A 19,826-nucleotide genomic window follows, 5' to 3' on the forward strand; every position below is an offset into this window, starting at 1 on the left:
AGGGCGCGCTTGGTGCCGCGGACCACGGCGGCGGAGAGGACGGCTATCTCGTCCATGGTGACGGGCACGGTGGACTCGTAGCCGAGGTGACAGTTGCCCATCGAGTCGCCGACGAGCAGGACGGGGATGCCGGCCTCGTCGAAGACGGAGGCGGTCATCGCGTCGTACGCGGTGAGCATGGGCCACTTCTCGCCGCGCACCTTGGCGGCGGCGATGTCGCGGACGGTGATGCGCCGGGATCCCTTGCCCCCGTACAGCGCCTTGGGGTCGCGGCTGCTGTCGGGGGTGTTCGAGGCATGCGTCGTCGTCATGGCTGGTGTGCTCCTGTGTTGATGTCGTCTCGAGGCGCCCAGACGGCGTCCCCGGATCCCCTCCATGCTGACACGCGCGCCCGGGGCGGGGAAGGGACCCCCGCGCACGCCTGTTCGTCGGGCCGGGGTAAAGGTTTTCCAATACGAAACGGGTTCGTATCGGAAAGGATCTAGGCTGGCGGGCATGACACCCGCTCCCTCCGGCGCCCCGGGCGCCGCACCGCCCCGGAAGGTCCCGGAGGCGGTGCACCGCAGGCGCTGGGCGATCCTGGCCGTCCTGCTGTTCAGCCTGCTCATCGTCGTCCTGGACAACTCGATCCTGAACGTGGCGATGAAGACGATCGCCACCCCCGCGCCCATCGGCCTGGGCGCCACCCAGAGCCAGCTGGAATGGGCCGTCAACTCCTACACCCTGGTCTTCGCCGGGATCCTGTTCACCGCCGGCCTGCTGGGCGACCGCCTCGGCCGCAAGAAGGTCCTGCTCGCCGGCATGGTCGTCTTCGGCGCCGGCTCCGTGCTCTCCGCCTTCTCCGGCTCGCCCACCGAGCTCATCACCTTCCGCGCGCTCATGGGCTTCGGCGGCGCGTTCGTGATGCCCGCGACCCTCGCGATCATCATGAACGTCTTCGAGCGTGAGGAGCAGCCCAAGGCCATCGGCATCTGGGCGGGCGCCGTGGGCCTCGCCGTGGCCATAGGGCCGATCACCGGCGGCATCCTCCTGGAGCACTTCTGGTGGGGCTCGGTCTTCCTGGTCAACGTCCCCATCGTGATCACCGCCCTGATCGCGATGGCCGTTCTCGTCCCCGACTCCAGGGACCCGCGGCCGGGCCGCCTCGACCCGGTCGGCGCGGGGCTCTCGGTCGTGGGCCTGGTCCTGCTGGTCTACGGCATCATCAAGGGCGGTCAGCTGGCGGACTTCACCGACCCCGAGGTCTTCGGCACGGCCGGCGCCGGCCTGCTCGTCCTGGTCCTCTTCGTCCTGCACGAGCGGCGCTCGGACCACCCCTCGCTCGACGTGCGCTGGTTCCGCAACCCGGCCTTCGCCGCCGCCGTCTCCGCCATCGCGCTGGTCTTCTTCGCGCTGATGGGCGTGACGTTCATGACCGTCTTCTACACCCAGAGCGTGCGCGGCTTCTCCCCGCTGCAGAGCGGGCTGCTGATGCTGCCGCTCGCGGCCGCCCACATGTTCTTCGCCGTGCGCGTCCGCCGCGTCGTCGAGAAGTTCGGCGTGCGCATCGTGTGCACCGCCGGCATGGTGATGGTCTCCGCGACGATGGCCGGTTTCCTGCTGCTGGACCAGGACACCCCGGTCTGGGTGCTGGAGGTGCTGCTGTTCTTCCAGGGCGCCTCGATGGCGCACATCATGCCGCCCGCCACCGTCTCGATCATGCAGTCGCTGCCGCGCGAGCGGGCCGGCTCGGGCTCCGCCGTGAACAACACCTTCCGTCAGGTCGGCGCCTCGCTCGGCATCGCCGTGCTCGGCTCCGTCCTGTCCACCACCTACCGCGACGGCATCTCCGGCCGGATCGCCGCCCTCCCCGGCCTGACGGACGAGGCGCGGCACGCGGCGGGAGAGTCCGTCGAGGCCACCCTGAGCGTCGCCGCGACGCTCGGCCCGGAGGGCAGGGCGCTCATCGGCCCCGCGCACGAGGCCTTCGTCCACGCCATGCACGTCACCCTCATCGGCGCCAGCGCCACGGCCCTGGCCGGCGCGGCCGTCGTCGCGCTCTTCCTGCCCAGGCGCGGGGCGGTCCGCGAAGCACCCGGCGCCGCGCGCCCGGACGGCCAGAAGGAACAGGCGGGAGCAGGCGCATGACCCACCCCCGGACGGCCGCCGCTGCCGAGCGCCGCGGCCGCCCCCGCAACGCCGCCCTCGACACGGCCGTCGTCGAGACCGTCCTGCGCCTGCTCGAGGAGGGCGTGACGCTCGGCGAGCTGTCGATGGAGCGCATCGCGCGCGAGGCCGGTGTCGGCAAGGCCACGGTCTACCGCCGCTGGCCCGGCAAGGAGGCGCTGATGCTCGACGTCATGCGCTCCCTGGAGCACGCCGCCCCCGAGCTCGCCGGGGAGTCCGTGCGGGACGACCTGGTGACGCTGCTGGAGACGCTGCGCCGGCGCGGGCTGGCCAAGCGCTCCTCGGCCGTCCTGCGCACGGTCCTCGCCCAGATCAAGGCCCACCCCGGGCTCTGGCAGGAGTACCACGACAAGGTCGTCACGGCCCGCCGCGAGGCGGTCCACGCCGTCCTGCGGCGCGGCATGGCCACCGGTGAGGTCCGCTCCGACCTGGACGTCGAGCTGATGGGCGACCTCATCGTCAGCCCCATGCTGTCGCGGGCCATGTTCCACGAGCGGGCGGAGCTGCCGGAGGACCTCCCCGGGAAGATCGTCGACGCGGTCCTGGAGGGCGTGCGCCCCCGCTGACGACCGGGCGCGCCCGCCGTACGGGACGCGGCGGCGCCCGTACGGACCCGGACCCCGGCGAATATGCCCGTTGTGTCACAGCGCGCCCCGACAGGCCCCCTGCCCGGAACCCCGGTCCGCCGTGGTGTCGTCCTTCCCACCGACACCCCCTCCAGGGGTGTCACGTCGGAAGCGGAAGCGGCGCATGCCGCACTCGCCGGGTGATCACCTATCGTCTGGTGGGCGGGGCCGCAGCGGATGAAGAGTTGAGGACGACGGATGGCGCAGGCGTACATGCAGGAGACGGGCCGAGACGGAGCCGGTCCGGAGGGGACCGGATCCGGGGCCCGGCGCCTCATGGACCGGTGGCGGGACCGCGACGTCTGGCGGCGCGGCCTCGTCCTCGCCGCCCTCGCGGTCCTGCTCGGCCTGCTGATGCTCCTGCACACGCAGCTGCCCAACCGGGTCGGCAACCTCGGCAGCCTGACCGAGACCTTCCTGCCCTGGCTCGGCCTGGGCATCCCCGTGCTGTTCGTCCTGGCGATCGTGCGCCGCTCGGCGACCGCGCTGATCGCGCTGCTGCTCCCCGTCGTCACCTGGGTGAACCTCTTCGGCGGCCTGCTCAGCGACAAGACCGCCAAGGGCGGCAACTTCACCGTGGCCACCCACAACGTCAACGCCGAGAACCCCGACCCCGCCGCCACGGCCCGGGCCGTCGCCGCCTCCGGGGCCGACGTGGTGGCCCTGGAGGAGCTCACCAACGCCTCGCGCTACGAGAAGGCGCTGGCGGGCACGTACAAGCACCACTCCGTGCAGGGCACGGTCGGCATATGGAGCAAGTACCCCCTGGAGCTGGTGCAGCCCGTCGACATCCGGCTCGGCTGGGTGCGCGCCCTGCGCGCCACCGTCCGCACCCCCCAGGGCCCCGTCGCCGTCTACGTCGCCCACATGCCGTCGGTGCGCGTCAAGTTCAACGCAGGCTTCACCGCCGGGCAGCGCGACCGCAGCGCCGAGGCGCTCGGCCGGGCCATCGCGCAGGAGCCCGAGAAGCGCGTCATCCTCCTCGGCGACCTCAACGGCACCATGAACGACCGCTCCCTGGCCCCCATCACCTCCCAGCTGCGCTCCGCCCAGGGCGCCGCGGGCGACGGCTTCGGCTTCAGCTGGCCGGCGAGCTTCCCGATGGCCCGCATCGACCAGATCATGGTGCGCGGCATGGACCCGGTCTCGGCGTGGACGCTGCCGGCGACGAAGAGCGACCACCTGCCGGTGGCGGCGCGGGTCAGGATCTGACCTACCGGCGCCCTGCGCCCGCACCTGCGCCGGGCCCTGCACCTGCGCACCTGCACGACCGGGAAGCGGCTGCCTACCTCAGGAGCCACTTCCTGGTCAGCCGCATCACTTCCCCGTTGCTGCGCCCGCCGTGGTCGGCGGCCATGAAGCGGGTGCCGATCCGCGAGGAGAAGGTGAGCAGGCTGCGGACCTCGGCCTCGTCCTCGTCGGCGCAGATCGGGCCGAACAGCGAGCGCAGGTAGTCCATGCGCCGGTTGTCGACGCGCCGCAGCCGCTCCGCGACGGCCTCGTCGCGCCTGGCCCACTCGCGGATCGCGAGCTCGGCCTCCACGCTCGTCACCGGCCGGTCGGCGGCGGCCGACACGATCGCGAACAGCCGCTCCAGCTTGGCCCGGGCGTCTCCCCCGCCGCTCTCGGCCCGCTCCACCACCTCCTCGGTGACCTCGCGCTCCCATGTGTCGAGCATCTCCGCGAGCAGCGCGTCCCGGTTGCGGAAGTAGCCGTAGAAGCCGCCCTTGCTGACGCCGAGCGCCTGCGCCAGGGACTCGATCCGGACGGCCTCCGGGCCGCCGGCGCAGAGCGCGCGCAGCCCCTCCTCGATCCACTTCTCGCGGGGCGTGCGGATGGCGCCCATGACTGTGTCTCCCCTCACGCGACCCCCGTCTATACGGCACCGTATAGACGGGTCTACCTTTGATCTATACGGCATCGTATAGATCGATGGGGGAACGACCATGAGGCTGCCCGTCACCGCACACACGTCCCGCCCCTGGCGCATCCACGAGATCGCCCCCGACTTCCGCGTCGAGGACGTCTGGGCCCTCCCGACACCGGGCGGCCCGGACGACTTCGCGCACCTGGTGAAGCAGTTCGCGACCGGAGACGGGGACTACGTCGACTCCCGCGTGGGCCGCGCGCTCCTCGCGATCCGCTGGAAGCTCGGGGCCCTGCTCGGCTGGGACAAGTCCGGCACCGGCGTGGGCGACCGGGAGCCCGGACTGCGGGACCGGCTGCCCGCCGACCTCCGCGAAGGCCCCAGCGGGCCCGACTTCGGCCAGTTCACCTCCGTCTACCGGACGCACGACGAGTGGGCCGCCGAGATGTCCAACCGGACCGTACGGGGAGTGCTGCACCTCGGCTGGGTACCGGACGGGGCCGGGGGCCACCACGCCCAGATGGCCGTCCTGGTGAAGCCGAACGGACTCCTCGGCACCGTCTACATGGCGGGCATCAAGGTCTTCCGGTACGTGGGGGTGTACCCGGCGCTGCTCCGGCAGATCGGACGCGAGTGGGAGGCGAGCGCGGGCGAGAGGAGCGCGGGCGGGAAGAAGACGACGGCCGGGGGCGGCGGGGCCTGAGGAGCGCGGCCCGGCCCGGCGCGGCCATCCCGTAGGCTGGACGGCTTGCCCCGCACGCCCGTCCGAAAGGCCCCCTCCTCATGCCCCTGGCTCTGCTGGCGCTCGCCGTCTCCGCCTTCGGCATAGGGACGACCGAGTTCGTGATGATGGGCCTGCTGCCCAACGTCGCCGACGACCTGGGGACCTCCGTCCCCACCGCCGGCTACCTGGTCTCCGCCTACGCCCTCGGCGTCGTCGTCGGCGCTCCCCTGCTCACCGCCCTCGGCTCGCGCATCCCCCGCAAGCGGATGCTGATCCTGCTCATGGCGGTCTTCACGGCCGGGAACCTGGCCTCCGCGATCGCCCCCTCCTTCGGGACGCTCATCGCGGGCCGGGTCCTGGCCGGGCTGCCGCACGGCGCGTTCTTCGGCGTGGGCTCCGTGGTCGCCGCCCGCCTTGCGGGCGAGGGACGGCAGGCCCGGGCCGTCGCCATGATGTTCCTCGGCCTGACGGTCGCCAACATCATCGGCGTCCCCGCGGCCACCCTCCTGGGCCAGCACCTGGGGTGGCGCGCGACGTTCCTCGTGGTGGCCGCGATCGGCCTCGCGGCGATGGCCGCGCTCGCCCGGCTGATCCCCGAGCTGCCACGTGAGCAGGGCGCCGGCCTGGGCAAGGAACTGCGGGCCCTGGGCGGCCGCCAGGTGCTGCTGGGCCTGCTGACCACGGTCTTCGGCTTCGCGGGCGTCTTCGCCGTCTACAGCTACCTGTCCGCGATGGCCGTGGAGGTCACCGGCTTCTCCGAAACCTCGGTCACCTTCGTACTGGCGCTCTTCGGCATCGGCATGACCCTGGGTGTCCTGGCGGCCGGCCCCCTCACCGACCGTGCCCTGCGCCCCACCCTCTACGGAGCCCTGGCCGGCCTCGCGGCGGTCCTCGTCGTCTTCGACTTCACCGTGCACGTGAAGTGGGCGGCGCTGGTGACGGTCGTCCTCCTCGGCGCCGCCGGCTCCATGACCAGCACCCCCCTCCAGATGCTGATCATGAACAAGGCCAAGGCCGCCCCCACGCTCGCCGCCGCCTCCAACCATTCCGCGTTCAACCTCGCCAACGCGGGCGGCGCGTGGCTCGGCGGCGTCGCCATCGCGGCGGGCTGGGGCTGGACGTCCCCCACCCTGGTCGGCGCGGCCCTGGCCGCGGCGGGCCTGCTGTGCGCGGTGGTGTCCGGCGCCCTCGACCGCGACGGGGCGGAGCCGTCACGCGTGGTCGCAGGCGGCGACGCGGGCGATGCCGCCGACGGCGCCGGCACGGACCGGGCTCCGGCGGCAGAGCGGATAGCGTAGAGCAGCACGGCGTAGCTAGGGTACGGCGCAGCCGGTACGGGCCGAGGAGCCCGGCCCGCCGCTCTGCCGTCGGCGAATCTGCTGGAGGCAGAGAAGGCTGCCGGGGCGGTGCCGGCGGCCGGAGAGTGGAGGGACCACGCCATCACGCTCCGGCCCAAGGAGGCTCCATGCCACCGCTCACCCTCGCCCCGCACGCCGGCGACGGGGAAACGTCCCCGACCCGCTTCGACGACCACCTCGCCTCGCTGCTCCTCATGCAGCGCATCGTCTTCCTCGGCACCGAAGTCAACGAGGCCTCGGCCAACCGCGTCTGCGCCCAGCTGCTCCTCCTCTCCGCCGAGGACCCCCGCACGGACATCGCCCTCTGCATCAACAGCCCCGGCGGCTCCGTGACGGCCGGGCTGGCGATCTACGACACGATGCGGCTGATCCCCAACGACGTCTCCACCCTCGCCATGGGATTCGCCGCCAGCATGGGGCAGTTCCTCCTCACCGTCGGGACGCCGGGCAAGCGCTACGCCCTGCCGAACGCGCGGATCATGATGCACCAGCCGTCGGCCGGAATCGGCGGCACCGCCGCCGACATCGCCATCCAGGCCGAGAACCTCGAATTCACCAAGAAGGCCATCGAGCGCATCACCGCCGAGCACACCGGCCAGTCCGAGGAGACCATCTCCCGCGACGGCGACCGCGACCGGTGGTTCACGGCGCAGCAGGCGAAGGACTACGGCATGGTCGACCGCGTCGTGGAGTCCCTGGAGGACGTCCGCCCGGCCGGCACCAAGCGACGGATCGGACTCTGACGACATGAGCCAGTACACCATTCCGACCGTGGTCGAGCGCACCCCCAACGGGGAGCGGGCCTACGACGTCTTCAGCCGGCTGCTCTCCGAGCGCATCATCTTCCTCGGCACGGAGATCGACGACGGCGTCGCCAACGTCGTCATCGCCCAGCTGCTCCACCTCGAATCGTCCAGCCCGGACACCGAGATCGCCCTCTACATCAACTCCCCGGGCGGATCCTTCACTTCCCTCATGGCCATCTACGACACGATGACCTTCGTCCGCGCCCCGATCTCGACGTTCTGCGTCGGCCAGGCCGCCTCGACCGCGGCTGTCCTGCTGGCCGGCGGCGACCCCGGACGGCGCTTCGTCCTCGAACACGCCCGGATCCTGCTGGGACAACCGGCGAGCCGCGGCCAGCAGGGCACCGTCTCCGACCTCACCCTCCAGGCCAAGGAGATGCTCCGCATCCGCAGCGAGGTCGAAGAGGTCCTGTCCCGTCACACGGGCCACGACGTCGCGTCCCTGCGCACCGACATGGACCGCGACAAGGTCTTCACCGCGCACGAGGCCGTGGCGTACGGCCTCGCCGACGCGGTCCTCAGCCGCAGGGCGTTCGCGGCTGCCGCCTGAGGGACGTGACGGGAGTGAGCGGCCGCGCTACGGGGGTGGGCGGCCGCCTTGCTGCCGGGGCGGCAGTCGGGCCGCCCCGACGGTGAGGACCGGCGGTCAGGCCGGCAGTGGGACCGGCGGTCAGGCCGCGAGGCGCACTTCGTTCTGCCGCGAGGCCGAATGCGGCGCCGCCGCCTGGCTGACCGGCCGGACGGGCTGGACGGACCGGACCTGCGTACGGCTCGCCAGGCGGATGAGCTCCGCCTGCACCAGGGCGAGCAGCTCGGCCAGACTGAGCCCGAGCGCCTTGGCGGCGGCCGCGAGCACCTCGGAAGAGGCCTCCTTGCGCCCGCGCTCCACCTCGGACAGATACGGCATCGAGATCCGCCCGGCGTCCGCAACGTCCTTGAGCGTCCGCTTCTGAGCAAGCCGCTCACGCCGCAGAACGTCCCCCACGACGTTCCGCCAGAGAGGCTCGCTGGGACGGGCGGCAGGCGCGGGGCGCAGGGGGATGACCGGGGCGGCGGGCGCGGACGCGGGCGCGGGCGCGGACTTCGAGGCGTGGCTGCTCACCTCTCCAGCGTAGAAGGGCGAGGGCCGTCCGGAACGGGTTGAGCATTCTGCCGCCCGCGAAACCGCGCCGCGGTGGGTGCACCAACGGCGTGCGAGGCGGGTGGTCTTGGCGGCCGTGGGCTGGGGGGGTGGCTGAGTTCCGTGGGTTGGGTGCGGGTGAGAACAGGCTGGCAGCAGGAGGAGGGGTGGGGGGCTTGGGTTCGGTGTGTTGGCTGTGCGGTGGGTGGGAGGCTGGCCGCCGTACTCGCACCGTCGCGGATGCGGCTGCGTGAGGAGACCGGTCCGTCCGTCTGTGGCTGAGGGGGAGCTGGCTGCTGCCGCGATGTGGTTCCTGCCGTCGTGGGCGCTTCGCTCAGCGCGCCACCGTCGCGGCCGGGCGGGCAACTGCCCCTGAGTGGTGGCTACTGTGACGGAGGCGGCCTGGTGAGGCTGCCGAGACGCCCTGCCGCCATCCCGGGCCACTTATCCGCCGCCCCACAGCACACGCCGGTTGATGTCCGCGCCCACACGCATCCCGCAGCCGGACGAGCAACCACGATGGTGGCGAGCCGAGCGAAGCGCCCAACCACACCGCGGCAGGAGTACGGCGGCCAACCGCCCACCGGCCGCACAACCGCCGCTCCGAACCCGAGCCCCCCCACCTCTCCCCTTGCTGCCAGCCTGCTCTGACCCGCACCCAACCCACGGAACTCAACCCGCAGGGTTCGAACCCGTATCGCACGTGTGAGTGAACGGGCCGCCCTGCCCATAAGGGTGAGAAACCCCGTAACTCCCCCGTTCGCCACCGCGCCCGCGGAAAATCCAGACGTATGGACGCTGTACGGGTCGCACTCCTGCGGGAAGTGCTGGCCGGAACCGAGTGGTTGCAGGACACGCGCCGGTTCGCCGGGGCGCTGCGCGCGTCGGTGGCGCGGCGGCACGGCGGGTTGCTGCTGGTGGGGACCGAGGCGTACGAGCCGTGGCACTTGGCGGCGCATCTGGATGACGAGGCGGCCTGGTCGGGGTTGCCGGAGTTGTCGCCGACGCTCGTGCGGCACCGGGTTCCGGCGGGGGTGCCGGCGCATCTGTCGGTCGGGCTCGGGCGGTTGGAGGCGGCGCGCCGGGGTGAGACGTTGCTGGTGGTGACGGCGGACGAGCCGGGTGAGGGGTTGCTGGAGCGGGTGCACGACGCCCGCCGGGGCGGGGCGACCGTGCTGTCGCTGGACGGGGCTCCGGAGGACGCGGGCTCGGAGATGTCGGCGCTTGCGCACGACCGGCTGGCTGTTCCCGCGCCGCCGGCGCCGCCCGCGTCGTGCGTCTCGACGACGACGGAGCTCGATCTGGACACGGTGCAGCATCTGGTCAGCGCGGCGGCCGGGGAGAACGGGCTGCCGGCGCCGCGCGGCGGGCGGCGGCGGTTCCGTGACCGGCTGGCGCGGCTGGCGGACCAGCTGACGGCGCCTCCGCCACCGCGCTGGTAGGCCCGGGGAGCAGCCGGGCGGGAGGCCGAAGCGGAGGCTTGCATTCGGAAAAGCGTTTGCTCCCGATCTTCCGCTTATGGAGCATGGTCTCCCGTGACTGCGCAAGACCCTCCCCCCTCCCCCGCCTCCGACGCCTCCTCCGGACGGCTCCGCGCCCTGCTGCCCGATCTGACGCCGTGGCGTGCCTCCCGTGACTTCCGCCGCATGTGGGTGGCGGGTCTGGTCACGGTCTTCGGTACGTGCCTGACCTTCATCGCGGTGCCCCTGCAGCTCAAGGAGCTGACCGGTTCCGCGCTCGCGGTCGGGGCGGTCGGGGCGGTGGAGCTGGTTCCGCTGGTGGTGTTCGGGTTGTACGGCGGGGCGCTCGCCGACGCGCTCGACCGGCGGAAGCTGATCCTGTGGACGGAGGCCGGGCTCGGCGTCCTCTCCGCGATGCTGCTGCTCAACACCCTCCTGCCGCACCCGATGATCTGGCCGCTGTACGTGGTGGCGGGTCTGGTGAGCGCGCTGAGCGGGCTCCAGCGGCCGGCGATGCAGGCGATCGTGCCGCGCATCGTCGCGCACGAGCAGCTGCCGGCGGCCGTTGCGCTGAACTCGATCCGCTGGCAGGTCGGCGCCATCGCCGGCCCGTCGCTGGCCGGTGTGATCATCGCCTATGCGGGCCTGCAGTGGGCGTACGCGCTGGACGTCGTCTCGTACGCGGTCTCGGCGCTGCTGCTGCTCGGGCTGGCCCCCTCCCCCGCCGCGCACGAGGCGGAGAAGCCGTCGCTGCGCGGGATCCTGGAGGGCGCGCGCTACGCGTGGAACCGCAAGGACCTGCTCGGCACGTACGCGATCGACATGGCGGCGATGCTGTTCGCCTTCCCGACCGCGATCTTCCCGTTCCTGGCGGACGACCTGGACGCGCCGTGGGCGCTGGGCCTGATGTACGCGGCGGGCGCGGTGGGCTCGCTGGCGGTGAGCCTGACCAGCGGCTGGGCGTCGCGGGTGCACCGGCACGGCCGGATGGTGGTCTACGCGGCCCTGGGCTGGGGCGCGGCGATGGCCGTGGCGGGCTGGCTGGGGAACGTGTGGCTGGTGCTGCTGTTCCTGGCCGTGGCGGGCGGCTGCGACATGGTGAGCGGCCTGTTCCGTTCGGCGATCTGGGACCAGACGATCCCGGACGAGCTGCGGGGCCGCCTGGCCGGCATAGAGCTGCTCTCGTACTCGGTGGGCCCGCAGCTGGGCCAGGTGCGGGCGGGCGGCATGGCGTCCCTGACGGGCGTCCGCGCGTCCGTGTGGGCGGGCGGTCTGGCGTGCGTGGCGTCCGTGGGCCTGCTGGCGCTGTCGCTGCCGAAGCTCATGGCCTACGACCAGCGGACGGACGAGCACGCGGTGCGGATGCGGAAGCAGAAGGCGGCGGAGGCGGTGGCGGAAGCCGCGTAGGGGCCGCGGTGCCGGCCCCGGGAGCCTGTGGCGCCCGGGGCCGGCTCGCTCACTCGCCCTTGGCGGTGCCGCCCCCGGCGCCGTCGACGTCGTCGTTCCAGCGCGGGTCCTGCCGCCATTCCTCGTTCCGCTCGCGCGCCGTCTCCATCGCGTGCGACGCCTCCTCGCGGGTCCCGTACGGGCCCAGCCGGTCGGCGGCGCGGCACTCCGGGCCCTCCTCGACCGTGCCGTGCTTCAGGCAGTAGTACCACTCGCCGGGCTTGCCGTCCGGGCGCTTCTTGAACAGTGGCATCGGGACCTCCCTCACATCCGTCGTCTCGCCCACATGGTCCCCGATGTGCCCTGGCTACACTCGCTGACATGTCTGGCCAGTCGCTTCTCACCCCGGGGACCCTGTCCCCCACCCGCCCCGTCCCCGCCTCCATCCGGCGGCCCGAGTACGTCGGGAAGGACGCCCCGGCCCCGTATTCCGGCCCGGAGATCCAGGACGAGGGGACGATCGAGCGGATGCGCGTCGCGGGCCGCATCGCCGCGCAGGCGATGGAGGAGGCGGCCAAGCTGATCGCCCCGGGCGTGACCACGGACGAGCTGGACCGCGTCGCGCACGAGTACATGTGCGACCACGGCGCGTACCCCTCGACGCTCGGTTACCGCGGCTTCCCGAAGTCGCTGTGCGCCTCCGTCAACGAGGTCATCTGCCACGGCATCCCCGACTCGACCGTCCTGCGCGACGGCGACATCGTGAACCTCGACGTGACGGCGTTCATCGGCGGCGTGCACGGCGACAACAACGCCACCTACCTGTGCGGCGACGTGGACGAGGAGTCGCGCCTGCTGGTCGAGCGGACGCGCGAGGCGCTCAACCGCGCCATCAAGGCGGTCAAGCCGGGGCGCCGGATCAACATCATCGGCCGGGTGATCGAGTCGTACGCCAAGCGCTTCGGCTACGGCGTCGTCCGCGACTTCACGGGCCACGGCATCAATTCCTCGTTCCACTCCGGCCTGATCGTCCCCCACTACGACAGCCCGCACCACGACACCCTGATCCAGCCCGGCATGACGTTCACGATCGAGCCGATGCTGACGCTCGGGACGTACGAGTACGACATGTGGGAGGACGGCTGGACGGTCGTCACCAAGGACCGGAAGCGGACGGCGCAGTTCGAGCACACGCTGGTGGTGACGGACACGGGTGCGGAGATCCTCACCCTCCCGTAACCCTGCGCGGCGGCCGTCCGGGCGCTAACGTCTTTACCGACGGGACGTCGGGAAGTCATTGACTTAGGTAAGCCTAAGTAGTGAGAATGGCTTCCTGACGCCACGCCCGTCCCCTCGGTCACCCGGAGGTCCGCCTTGGACGCGCCCGCCACCACGCCGTTCTCCACGCTCATCCGCACGGCCTCGCACGAGCAGCACACGGAAGCGGAGAACTCGTCGTTCATGAGCGACATGCTCGGCGGCCGCCTCGGCGTCGACGCCTACCGCCGCTACACCGAGCAGCTCTGGTTCGTCTACCGCGCCCTGGAGGCGGCCTCCCCGGGCCTCGCGGACGACCCCGTCGCCGGCCCCTTCATCCGCCCCGAGCTGGCCCGCGCCGCCGAGCTCGAGCGCGACCTGGCCCACCTGGGCGGCCCGGACTGGCGCAGCGGCCTGCAGCCCCTCCCCGCGACCGCGCAGTACGCGGCCCGCATCGAGGAGTGCGCCCGCGACTGGCCCGCGGGCTACGTCGCCCACCACTACACGCGCTACCTGGGCGACCTCTCCGGCGGCCAGATCATCCGCGGCACCGCCGAGAAGACCTGGGGCTTCGCCCGCAAGGGAGACGGCGTCCGCTTCTACGTCTTCGAGGCCATAACCAACCCGGCCGCCTTCAAGCGCGAGTACCGCGAGCTGCTGGACGCCCTGCCCGTGGACGACCTGGAGAAGCAGCGCGTGATCGACGAGTGCAAGCGCGCGTTCGCGCTGAACACGGCGGTCTTCCAGGCACTGGGGCGGGAGTTTCCGCTGAGCGCGTGACGCGGGGGCGCGTCGGTCGCAGGAGCCGGGTCAGTCGCAGGAGCGCTGGTAGGCCACGTCCGAGAAGAGGTTCTTCCACTCCTCCCGGGGGACGCTCGACGGGTTGGCCCGGCAAAGCTCCGCGTAGATGCCGTCCATATCGAAGCCCAGCAAAACGTCGGCCTTGCCCAGGATCCTCGTGAAGACCAGTCATTCCAATGAATGCGGAACAAAGCTGCCAACGCAAGAAAATACCTCTGGGGCAAGTGGCCTACCACCCACAATGTCGCGCTCTACCGCAGCCAAACACGACACCACATCAACAAGATCCAGCCTGGATAGATTCTACCGTGCCACGACAAGGCGCCGGAAAGATTTCCTGCCAGCCTCAGCGCGCCCCGAGAATCCCGACCTCCATACGGCGCGCCTCATTGAACCCGACCGTATCGATGGGCTTCACCCTCTGATAGAAACCTCACCGAAAACTGGACTTGCGGTCCAACTCCTACGAGACGTCGGACCGCAAACCGATGCCAAGCCACTAACGGGAACGAGGCTTAGAAATCACCCGCACAGCTCGTTCAGATCCCCTAAAATACGGCGTGCCTCGGCCTTTATCTCCGGGTCCCTGGAACTATCACCGTCCCACCCGCCATATATATACTTCTCCAGCGCGTCCCTAAGCGAGCTAGTCGAACCGTCGCCCAAATTGTATTGTATTCCCTGGATGAATTTCTCTGCCTCATAAGAGGCATAACCACAGTCCCTGCTGCTAGCTGCGGCACTCGCCACAGACGGAAGACCAAACACCAGTGAAGCTCCGAGCGCAAGGAGCGACGACGAAACCGCTGTTTTGCGAAGAAACACGGAGGTCTCCTTTCGTTTTCGGCGACCTAGAATAACTACCTAAAAAACCTTCGAACAAGAGCAACTTCCGGCCATACAGGCACCCCAAAAGCGCCATTTAAGAGTTGTTCATGAATGATCTCTGAGTCGTGGTGGACGTGACACCCCTGTCCCCGGGGGGCGGCTCGCCTACCCGGCGAGAGTGAGGTGTATGGGCGCGCGATGCCCGAGCATGACGTGATCACTCCATCGCCTTTGAGGCGGCAGTCGCGGAGGATCTTCCAGCCTTTCATGCGGGCGAAGCCGTGCTCGACACGGTCGCGGACCTGCTCGTGGGAGTGGTTGTGCTCCTCCTTCGAGGCGGGCAGTTCACTCTCTCCTGTGCGGCGGTAGTACGGGATGGCAAGGCCGGGTGCCCCGGTAGCCGCCGTCCGCGATCGTGGTCGTGTTCCGACCGCGTCCCTGGCGCCGAACTCCTCCCATGCCCTACTGTCGTAGCGGTTGCCGGCAGCGGCCGACCGACCACGGCGACGAGCCGGGTGTCGACGTCGACGACTGGTGCTTGGTGGAGTTCCGGTAATTCTTGGGCTGCTCGGCGATTGTGTGGTCACAGGGGGCACGAGCAGTGCCGTCCACGATGAGGAAGGTGTTCTTGCGGAACCGCTTCCTCGGCTGGAGCGCAAGCGACGGCCCCAGGTGGTCGATGATGCGGCCCGCCGCAGACTTCGAGACGCGAACCGCGGGGCGAGCTGGCGCAGGGGCAGGCTCGTGCACCAGTACGCCGCAACCACCAGCACCCGGTCTTCAGCGGCAGGCCCCCGACACACCTTGTCGGCCTCTCCGAACCTAAGAGCATAGGCGGGCCGAGCCGGGCCCGGCAGCGGGCGCGTAGCAGGGGTCTTCACCTGCTGGCCTTCGAAGTCGGGTAAGTGAGCGTAACCATGTATGAGTGAGTGTCGTTGTCAGGGTGTGAATCTGACGGAGTGGGCGAAGATGCAGGGCGTGCATCCGCAGACCGCATATCGCTGGTTCCGTGAGGGGACATTGCCGGTGCCGGCTCGGCGGGTAGGGCCACGCACGATCTTGGTGAACGTCGGGGTGAACACCACGCCCGAGGTCATCGGTGGTCTGGGCCTGTATGCCCGCGTGTCGTCGCATGACCAGAAGTCGGATCTGGAACGGCAGGTTGCCCGTTTGTCCGAGTGGGCGGCCGGGGCCGGTCACCGGGTGGTGCGGATTGAGTCCGAGATTGCTTCCGGGATGAACGGCAGCCGCGTGAAGGCCAAGCGGCTGTTGGCCGATCCGGACGTGACGGTCGTGGTGGTGGAGCACAAGGGCCGGCTCGGCCGGATGAACGTGGAGCTCGTCGAAGCCGCGCTGTCTGCGACCGGGCGTCGTCTGGTCGTTCTGGACGACGGCGAGGCCGATGACGATCTCGTGCGGGACATGGCCGGGATACTGACCTCGTTCTGCGCTCGCTTGTACGGCCACCGGTCGGCCAAGGGCCGGGCGAAGAAGGCGCTGGAAGCGGCAGCGGCCGATGACTGAGTCGAAGAAGCAACTCCGCGTCATCGCCCCTGCTTTCGTTGCTGCCGGCCCGTCCGGCGTGGCGATACGCGACCGGCTCAAGCGCCTCGCTCCCGAGGATGAGAAGGTACTGCGCCTGATCGGAGCACACTTGGGGGCGCTGGCCTCCCGCGATCTCAAAGCACGCTGCGCGGATGGGCTGGAGCACTCCACGGACACGTGGGCGGCACGTAAGCGGGACCTGACGGCCCTCTCGTCGTCACGGTGGGCAGGCAGCATCACGAAGCGCACGCATGATCAGTGGGCGCTGGCCCGGCGCGGGCAGCTCGCCCACGTCGGGTCCCTTGAGGCCGGTATCCGTATGATCGCGCACCGGCTGTCCCTCCCGGTCGGGGAGAAGGGCACCAAGGGGGCTCCCGGCGGCTACCGCACCGCACACGAGTGGTTCCACAAGGCGCGTCGTCTGCATGTTCTTGAGGACCGGCTTAACCAGGTTCGCCATGACCGTGAGGCCGGCGTCGTGCATGTCGTGCGGGGCGGGAAGCGCTTGCTGAGCACCCGTCACCATCTCCAGGCCGCCGAGTCAACCGAGGCGCAGTGGCGTGAGCGGTGGGAAGCGGAACGCTGGTTTGTCCAGGCCGATGGCGAGTCCGGCAAGCGATTCGGGAACGAGACGATCCGCATCACGCCCGAGGGCGAAGTGTCGATCAAGCTCCCGGCCCCGCTCGCCGAGCACGCCAACGCCCGTCATGGCCGATACGTGCTGGCCTCGAAGGTGCGTTTCCCGCACCGGGGCGCCGAGTGGGCCGACCGGGTGGAAGCCAACCGGGCCGTGGCCTACCGTATCCACCTGGACGCGGAACGAGGGCGCTGGTACCTCACTGCGTCCTGGTCCTGCCCGGTCACGAAGACGATCCCGATCGAGTCCGCCCTCGCTGGTGGTGTGATCGGTGTGGACACCAACGCCGACCACTTGGCCGCGTGGCGGCTCGATGTCCACGGCAACCCGATCGGGCAGCCCCGCCGCTTCTCCTACGACCTCAGCGGTTCCGCCGACCATCGTGACGCCCAGGTCCGGCATGCCCTGTCCCAGCTGCTGAACTGGACCAAGACCTGCGGGGTGAAGGCCATCGCGGTCGAGGACCTGGACTTCCAGGCCGAGAAGACACGGGAGAAGCACGGACGCAAGCGCCGATTCCGGCAGCTCATCTCCGGCATGCCCACCGGCAAGCTCCGTACCCGCCTCACCTCCATGGCTGACGCAACCGGCATTGCGGTCATCGGCGTGGACCCGGCGTACACCTCCAAGTGGGGCGCGCAGCACTGGCGGCGCCCGCTGACCAGCAAGAACCGCACAACCACCCGTCACGATGCGGCAAGCATCGCGATTGGACGACGCGCCCAAGGGCACCCGATCCGGCGACGGACAGCACCGCCCCGCACCCACCAGAGCGATGGATGCGGGCATCGGACCGTCCAGGCCGGCCCGCGTGCTCCTGGGCGTGAGGAAACCCGCCGCCCCGTCGCGGACCGTGGCCAGGAGCCACACGCCCGCACGGGGACAAAACAAGGCAAGCGGGCGACCAGCACATCCAAAACCGGTCGGGATGCGCGCAGTGCCGGGCAGTGGGTCCAAGGCTCACTCCTGCTCACTGATTAGGAACGGTTGGGGGCGACGACCAGGTCGCCGATCCGGCCGACGCTGCCGGAGTGGGGCCGGGCGGGCGCGCCCTGAAGGCGGCGGTCCAGCTGGCGGTAGAGGTCGGAGAGCGTGGACCACTTCGGGCCGCCCGCGTTGCCCTCCCGCAGCAGGCGCAGGAGTTCGCCGGTGAAAAGCGTGTACTCCTCGCCCTCCGGGGCGGGCGGAGGACGTGCCGAGCAGATTTCTGATCTCGGCGTACGGGACGGCGTGCGCGGTGCAGTGCGCCGACGTACTGGCCAAGGTGGCGAGATACAGCTGCCCGGCCGGGTCGGTGATCAGGGCGACGCGGTCGCCGCGGTCGTCCGCCATGCCGCACACCGAACGGAGCGCCTCGGCGAGGGCGGTAGCGGAGCGGGCGACGCTCGCCAGGCCCGCGTGCACCGCAACACGGTGCCACAAGACGGCAGTTCGGTCACGGTTGGCCATCGGCGACGGCGCCCTCTGCCGGGGCCTGTGGAGGCAGGGGGCGCCGGTATGTGGGGCGCCGGGGATCAGACCTGCGCCGCGCCGCGTCCGCGACCGCGCCGGCGGGCGGCGAAGACGGCACCGCCGCCCGCGAGCACGAGGGCGCCTGCGGCGCCGAGGAGGGGGGCGGTGGGGGTGCTGGCACCGGTGCTGGCGAGGGAGGCGGTGTTGAGGCTCCCACCGGTGGAACCACCGCCGGTGGTGGAACCGCCGCCGGTCGTGCCGGCGCCGCCGGTGGTGGAACCGCCGGTGGAGCCGGCGGACGAGCCGCTGCTGCCGCTGCCGCTGCCCTGCGAGCCGGAACCGGTGCCGGTGCCCGCGGGCGGCTCGGGGAGCTTGGCGTTCGCCTCGACGGCGACGGCGGCCGTCACCGGGTCGAGGTCGGCGCCTGCCTTGTAGAAGTTCCTGCCCTTGTACGAGAACACACTGGCGCCCGCTTCGGTCAGCTTCGCGCCGACGCCCTGCAGGTGCACCACGCCGTCCTTGGCCTTCGGCACGCCGTCGGTGAGGGTCAGATCGGCGAGCTGCACGGTCCTGGGCTTCGCGCCGTCCGCCTTGGAGACGACCTCCGCGGAGAGCTTGCCGGTCTTGCCGGAGGCCTCCAGCTCGAACTTGCCGAACGTGAGGTCCAGCTGGCCCTCGTGGCCGGTAAACCGGACCTGCCCCTTGAAGGCCGCCTTCAGCGTGGAGCCGGCTTCGTCGAACTTCCCCTCGCCCTTGGGGAAGCGGAATGCGGCGCCGGTCTTCGTCGCGGGGCTGGTGACCTCGATCTTCCCCCCGGCGGGACCGTCGGTGACGTAGTCCCGGAAGGACTTCCGCAGGCCCCAGTCGAGGTTGCCGTCGTAGAGCTCGCCCTTGGGCTTCTGGGTCCCGGTGCCGGTGGTGTCCCCGGTCGTGCCGGTGCTCGTGCCGGTCGAGGAGCCCCCGGTCGTGCCGGTGGAGGTGCTGCCCGCAGACGTACCAGTGGTGGCGCCGCCCGTGTTCCCACCCGAAGGGTTGCCGGACGTGCCGGCCGACGCGCCGCCGGTCGTCCCGTTGGACGCGCCACCCGACGTGTCGCCGCCCGCAGGCGGGTTCGGCACCTGGGCGACCGTCTTCGCCACGATCTTCGCGGAGTCGATGGCGGTACCCGTCTTGTAGAAGGCGCGCCCCTTGTACGAGAAGACCTTGGAGCCCTCCGCGGTCAGCGTCGCGGGTATCTCGGCGAGGGTGAGCACACCGCCCGCCTCGCTCTTCTTCGCCTTCTCCATGTTGAGCGCCGCGATCGGGAGGTCGTTCTGGGTCTTTCCGTCCGCCGCCGTCACATCGGCGGTGATGCTCCCGCTCTTGCCGTCGGACGACGCCAGCTTCAGGTCGGTGAACTTGAGGTCCAGTTCATACTTGCCCTCCTTGGCATGCCCGAGGAAGTGCACGCCGCCCTTGAACGTGGTGCTGACCGCCTGCGAGGAGGAGTCGTACGAGCCCTGGCCGTCGACGAAGGTGAAGGGACCGCCGCCGGTGCGCTGCGTCCCGTCGGTCACCTCGATCTTGCCGTCACCGAAACCGGTCTCGATGTACTGGCGGAACGATTCCTTGAACCCCCACTCCAGCGTGCCGTCCTTGAGCCCGGACTTGGCGGGCGGGCCGTCCGCCGCATGGGCCGCCGGGATGGTCAGCGCGGTGGCGCCCAGGGCGGCGGCCGTGGCGACGGCGGCCGCGAGGGCGAGAGAGCGGCGGCGTGCAGGGACTGTCATGGTCGGTTGTCTCCTATGGGTAGG

The 19,826-nt window shown here is 70.8% G+C and carries 19 protein-coding genes and 1 pseudogene; 13 read left to right on the forward strand and 7 right to left on the reverse strand.

What is annotated here, in order from left to right; translation table 11 throughout:
* Nucleotides 1-311 (reverse strand): 3-methyl-2-oxobutanoate hydroxymethyltransferase (locus V7793_RS16700; RefSeq protein ID WP_336007228.1); only part of this gene is annotated, 311 nt, incomplete at its 3' end.
* A gap of 184 nt (nucleotides 312-495) precedes the next feature.
* Between V7793_RS16700 and V7793_RS16705 the strand changes: the two genes are divergently transcribed.
* The 3 genes from V7793_RS16705 to V7793_RS16715 all read left to right on the forward strand — a co-directional run bounded on the left by V7793_RS16705 (nucleotide 496) and on the right by V7793_RS16715 (nucleotide 4,004).
* Nucleotides 496-2,127 (forward strand): MFS transporter, encoded by a 1,632-nt coding sequence (locus tag V7793_RS16705; protein ID WP_336007230.1) that lies wholly within the window; start codon nucleotides 496-498, stop codon nucleotides 2,125-2,127.
* Nucleotides 2,124-2,732 (forward strand): TetR/AcrR family transcriptional regulator C-terminal ligand-binding domain-containing protein, encoded by a 609-nt coding sequence (locus V7793_RS16710; RefSeq protein WP_336007232.1) that lies wholly within the window; start codon nucleotides 2,124-2,126, stop codon nucleotides 2,730-2,732. Before V7793_RS16705 ends, V7793_RS16710 begins: the two co-directional genes overlap by 4 nt.
* Nucleotides 2,733-3,068: 336 nt before the next feature.
* Nucleotides 3,069-4,004 carry an endonuclease/exonuclease/phosphatase family protein gene (locus tag V7793_RS16715; RefSeq protein WP_372504824.1) on the forward strand — a complete coding sequence of 312 codons (936 nt, stop codon included), beginning with the start codon at nucleotides 3,069-3,071 and terminating at the stop codon, nucleotides 4,002-4,004.
* A 73-nt stretch (nucleotides 4,005-4,077) separates the two neighbouring features.
* On the opposite strand, the gene V7793_RS16720 is transcribed toward V7793_RS16715, so the two are convergent.
* Nucleotides 4,078-4,638, reverse strand: a complete 561-nt coding sequence (locus tag V7793_RS16720; RefSeq protein WP_336007235.1) for a TetR/AcrR family transcriptional regulator — start codon at nucleotides 4,636-4,638, stop codon at nucleotides 4,078-4,080.
* 100 nt (nucleotides 4,639-4,738) lie between these two features.
* On the opposite strand from V7793_RS16720, the gene V7793_RS16725 reads away from it, so the two are divergent.
* From V7793_RS16725 to V7793_RS16740, 4 genes are all read left to right on the forward strand, one after another.
* Complete coding sequence (locus V7793_RS16725; RefSeq protein ID WP_336007237.1) at nucleotides 4,739-5,362, forward strand: DUF2867 domain-containing protein; 624 nt, start codon at nucleotides 4,739-4,741, stop codon at nucleotides 5,360-5,362.
* Between the two features lie 80 nt (nucleotides 5,363-5,442).
* A complete protein-coding gene (locus tag V7793_RS16730; RefSeq protein ID WP_336007239.1) occupies nucleotides 5,443-6,681 on the forward strand; it encodes an MFS transporter in 1,239 nt (412 codons plus the stop codon).
* 167 nt (nucleotides 6,682-6,848) lie between these two features.
* A complete protein-coding gene (locus V7793_RS16735) occupies nucleotides 6,849-7,484 on the forward strand; it encodes a ClpP family protease (protein ID WP_336007242.1) in 636 nt (211 codons plus the stop codon).
* 4 nt (nucleotides 7,485-7,488) lie between these two features.
* Entirely contained in the window at nucleotides 7,489-8,097 is a 609-nt protein-coding gene (locus V7793_RS16740; RefSeq protein ID WP_336007245.1) for a ClpP family protease, read from the forward strand.
* Nucleotides 8,098-8,217: 120 nt separating this feature from the next.
* On the opposite strand, the gene V7793_RS16745 is transcribed toward V7793_RS16740, so the two are convergent.
* The gene (locus tag V7793_RS16745; RefSeq protein WP_443057925.1) at nucleotides 8,218-8,649 is read right to left on the reverse strand and encodes a helix-turn-helix domain-containing protein; all 432 of its coding nucleotides are present in this window, start codon (nucleotides 8,647-8,649) and stop codon (nucleotides 8,218-8,220) included.
* Between the two features lie 809 nt (nucleotides 8,650-9,458).
* Here V7793_RS16745 and V7793_RS16750 point away from each other — a divergent pair.
* Nucleotides 9,459-10,109: a hypothetical protein gene (locus V7793_RS16750; protein ID WP_336007247.1), complete on the forward strand. Its 651-nt coding sequence runs from the start codon at nucleotides 9,459-9,461 to the stop codon at nucleotides 10,107-10,109.
* A gap of 93 nt (nucleotides 10,110-10,202) precedes the next feature.
* The gene (locus V7793_RS16755) at nucleotides 10,203-11,534 is read left to right on the forward strand and encodes an MFS transporter (RefSeq protein ID WP_336007251.1); all 1,332 of its coding nucleotides are present in this window, start codon (nucleotides 10,203-10,205) and stop codon (nucleotides 11,532-11,534) included.
* A gap of 49 nt (nucleotides 11,535-11,583) precedes the next feature.
* On the opposite strand, the gene V7793_RS16760 is transcribed toward V7793_RS16755, so the two are convergent.
* On the reverse strand, nucleotides 11,584-11,826 hold the full coding sequence (locus V7793_RS16760; protein ID WP_336007253.1) for a hypothetical protein: 243 nt from the start codon (nucleotides 11,824-11,826) through the stop codon (nucleotides 11,584-11,586).
* A gap of 68 nt (nucleotides 11,827-11,894) precedes the next feature.
* On the opposite strand from V7793_RS16760, the gene map reads away from it, so the two are divergent.
* On the forward strand, nucleotides 11,895-12,752 hold the full coding sequence (gene map, locus V7793_RS16765) for a type I methionyl aminopeptidase (protein ID WP_336007255.1): 858 nt from the start codon (nucleotides 11,895-11,897) through the stop codon (nucleotides 12,750-12,752).
* Nucleotides 12,753-12,887: 135 nt separating this feature from the next.
* Nucleotides 12,888-13,550, forward strand: a complete 663-nt coding sequence (locus V7793_RS16770; RefSeq protein WP_336007258.1) for a biliverdin-producing heme oxygenase — start codon at nucleotides 12,888-12,890, stop codon at nucleotides 13,548-13,550.
* 30 nt (nucleotides 13,551-13,580) lie between these two features.
* Here V7793_RS16770 and V7793_RS16775 read toward each other — a convergent pair whose 3' ends face one another.
* On the reverse strand, nucleotides 13,581-13,703 hold the full coding sequence (locus tag V7793_RS16775; RefSeq protein WP_336007260.1) for a hypothetical protein: 123 nt from the start codon (nucleotides 13,701-13,703) through the stop codon (nucleotides 13,581-13,583).
* Nucleotides 13,704-14,590: 887 nt separating this feature from the next.
* Nucleotides 14,591-15,226, reverse strand: a pseudogene (locus tag V7793_RS16780) (transposase family protein); the annotation flags it as partial.
* A gap of 118 nt (nucleotides 15,227-15,344) precedes the next feature.
* Between V7793_RS16780 and V7793_RS16785 the strand changes: the two are divergent.
* Together V7793_RS16785 and V7793_RS16790 are read left to right on the forward strand one after the other, a co-directional pair.
* Nucleotides 15,345-15,923 carry an IS607 family transposase gene (locus tag V7793_RS16785; protein ID WP_336007263.1) on the forward strand — a complete coding sequence of 193 codons (579 nt, stop codon included), beginning with the start codon at nucleotides 15,345-15,347 and terminating at the stop codon, nucleotides 15,921-15,923.
* Nucleotides 15,916-17,562 (forward strand): transposase, encoded by a 1,647-nt coding sequence (locus V7793_RS16790; protein ID WP_336007265.1) that lies wholly within the window; start codon nucleotides 15,916-15,918, stop codon nucleotides 17,560-17,562. Before V7793_RS16785 ends, V7793_RS16790 begins: the two co-directional genes overlap by 8 nt.
* 533 nt (nucleotides 17,563-18,095) lie before the next feature.
* Here the strand turns inward: V7793_RS16790 and V7793_RS16795 are convergent.
* A complete protein-coding gene (locus tag V7793_RS16795) occupies nucleotides 18,096-19,802 on the reverse strand; it encodes an HtaA domain-containing protein (protein WP_336007267.1) in 1,707 nt (568 codons plus the stop codon).
* Nucleotides 19,803-19,826: the final 24 nt, after the last annotated feature.

The organism is Streptomyces sp. KLMMK (assembly GCF_036961605.1).
Lineage (GTDB): Bacteria > Actinomycetota > Actinomycetes > Streptomycetales > Streptomycetaceae > Streptomyces > Streptomyces telluris.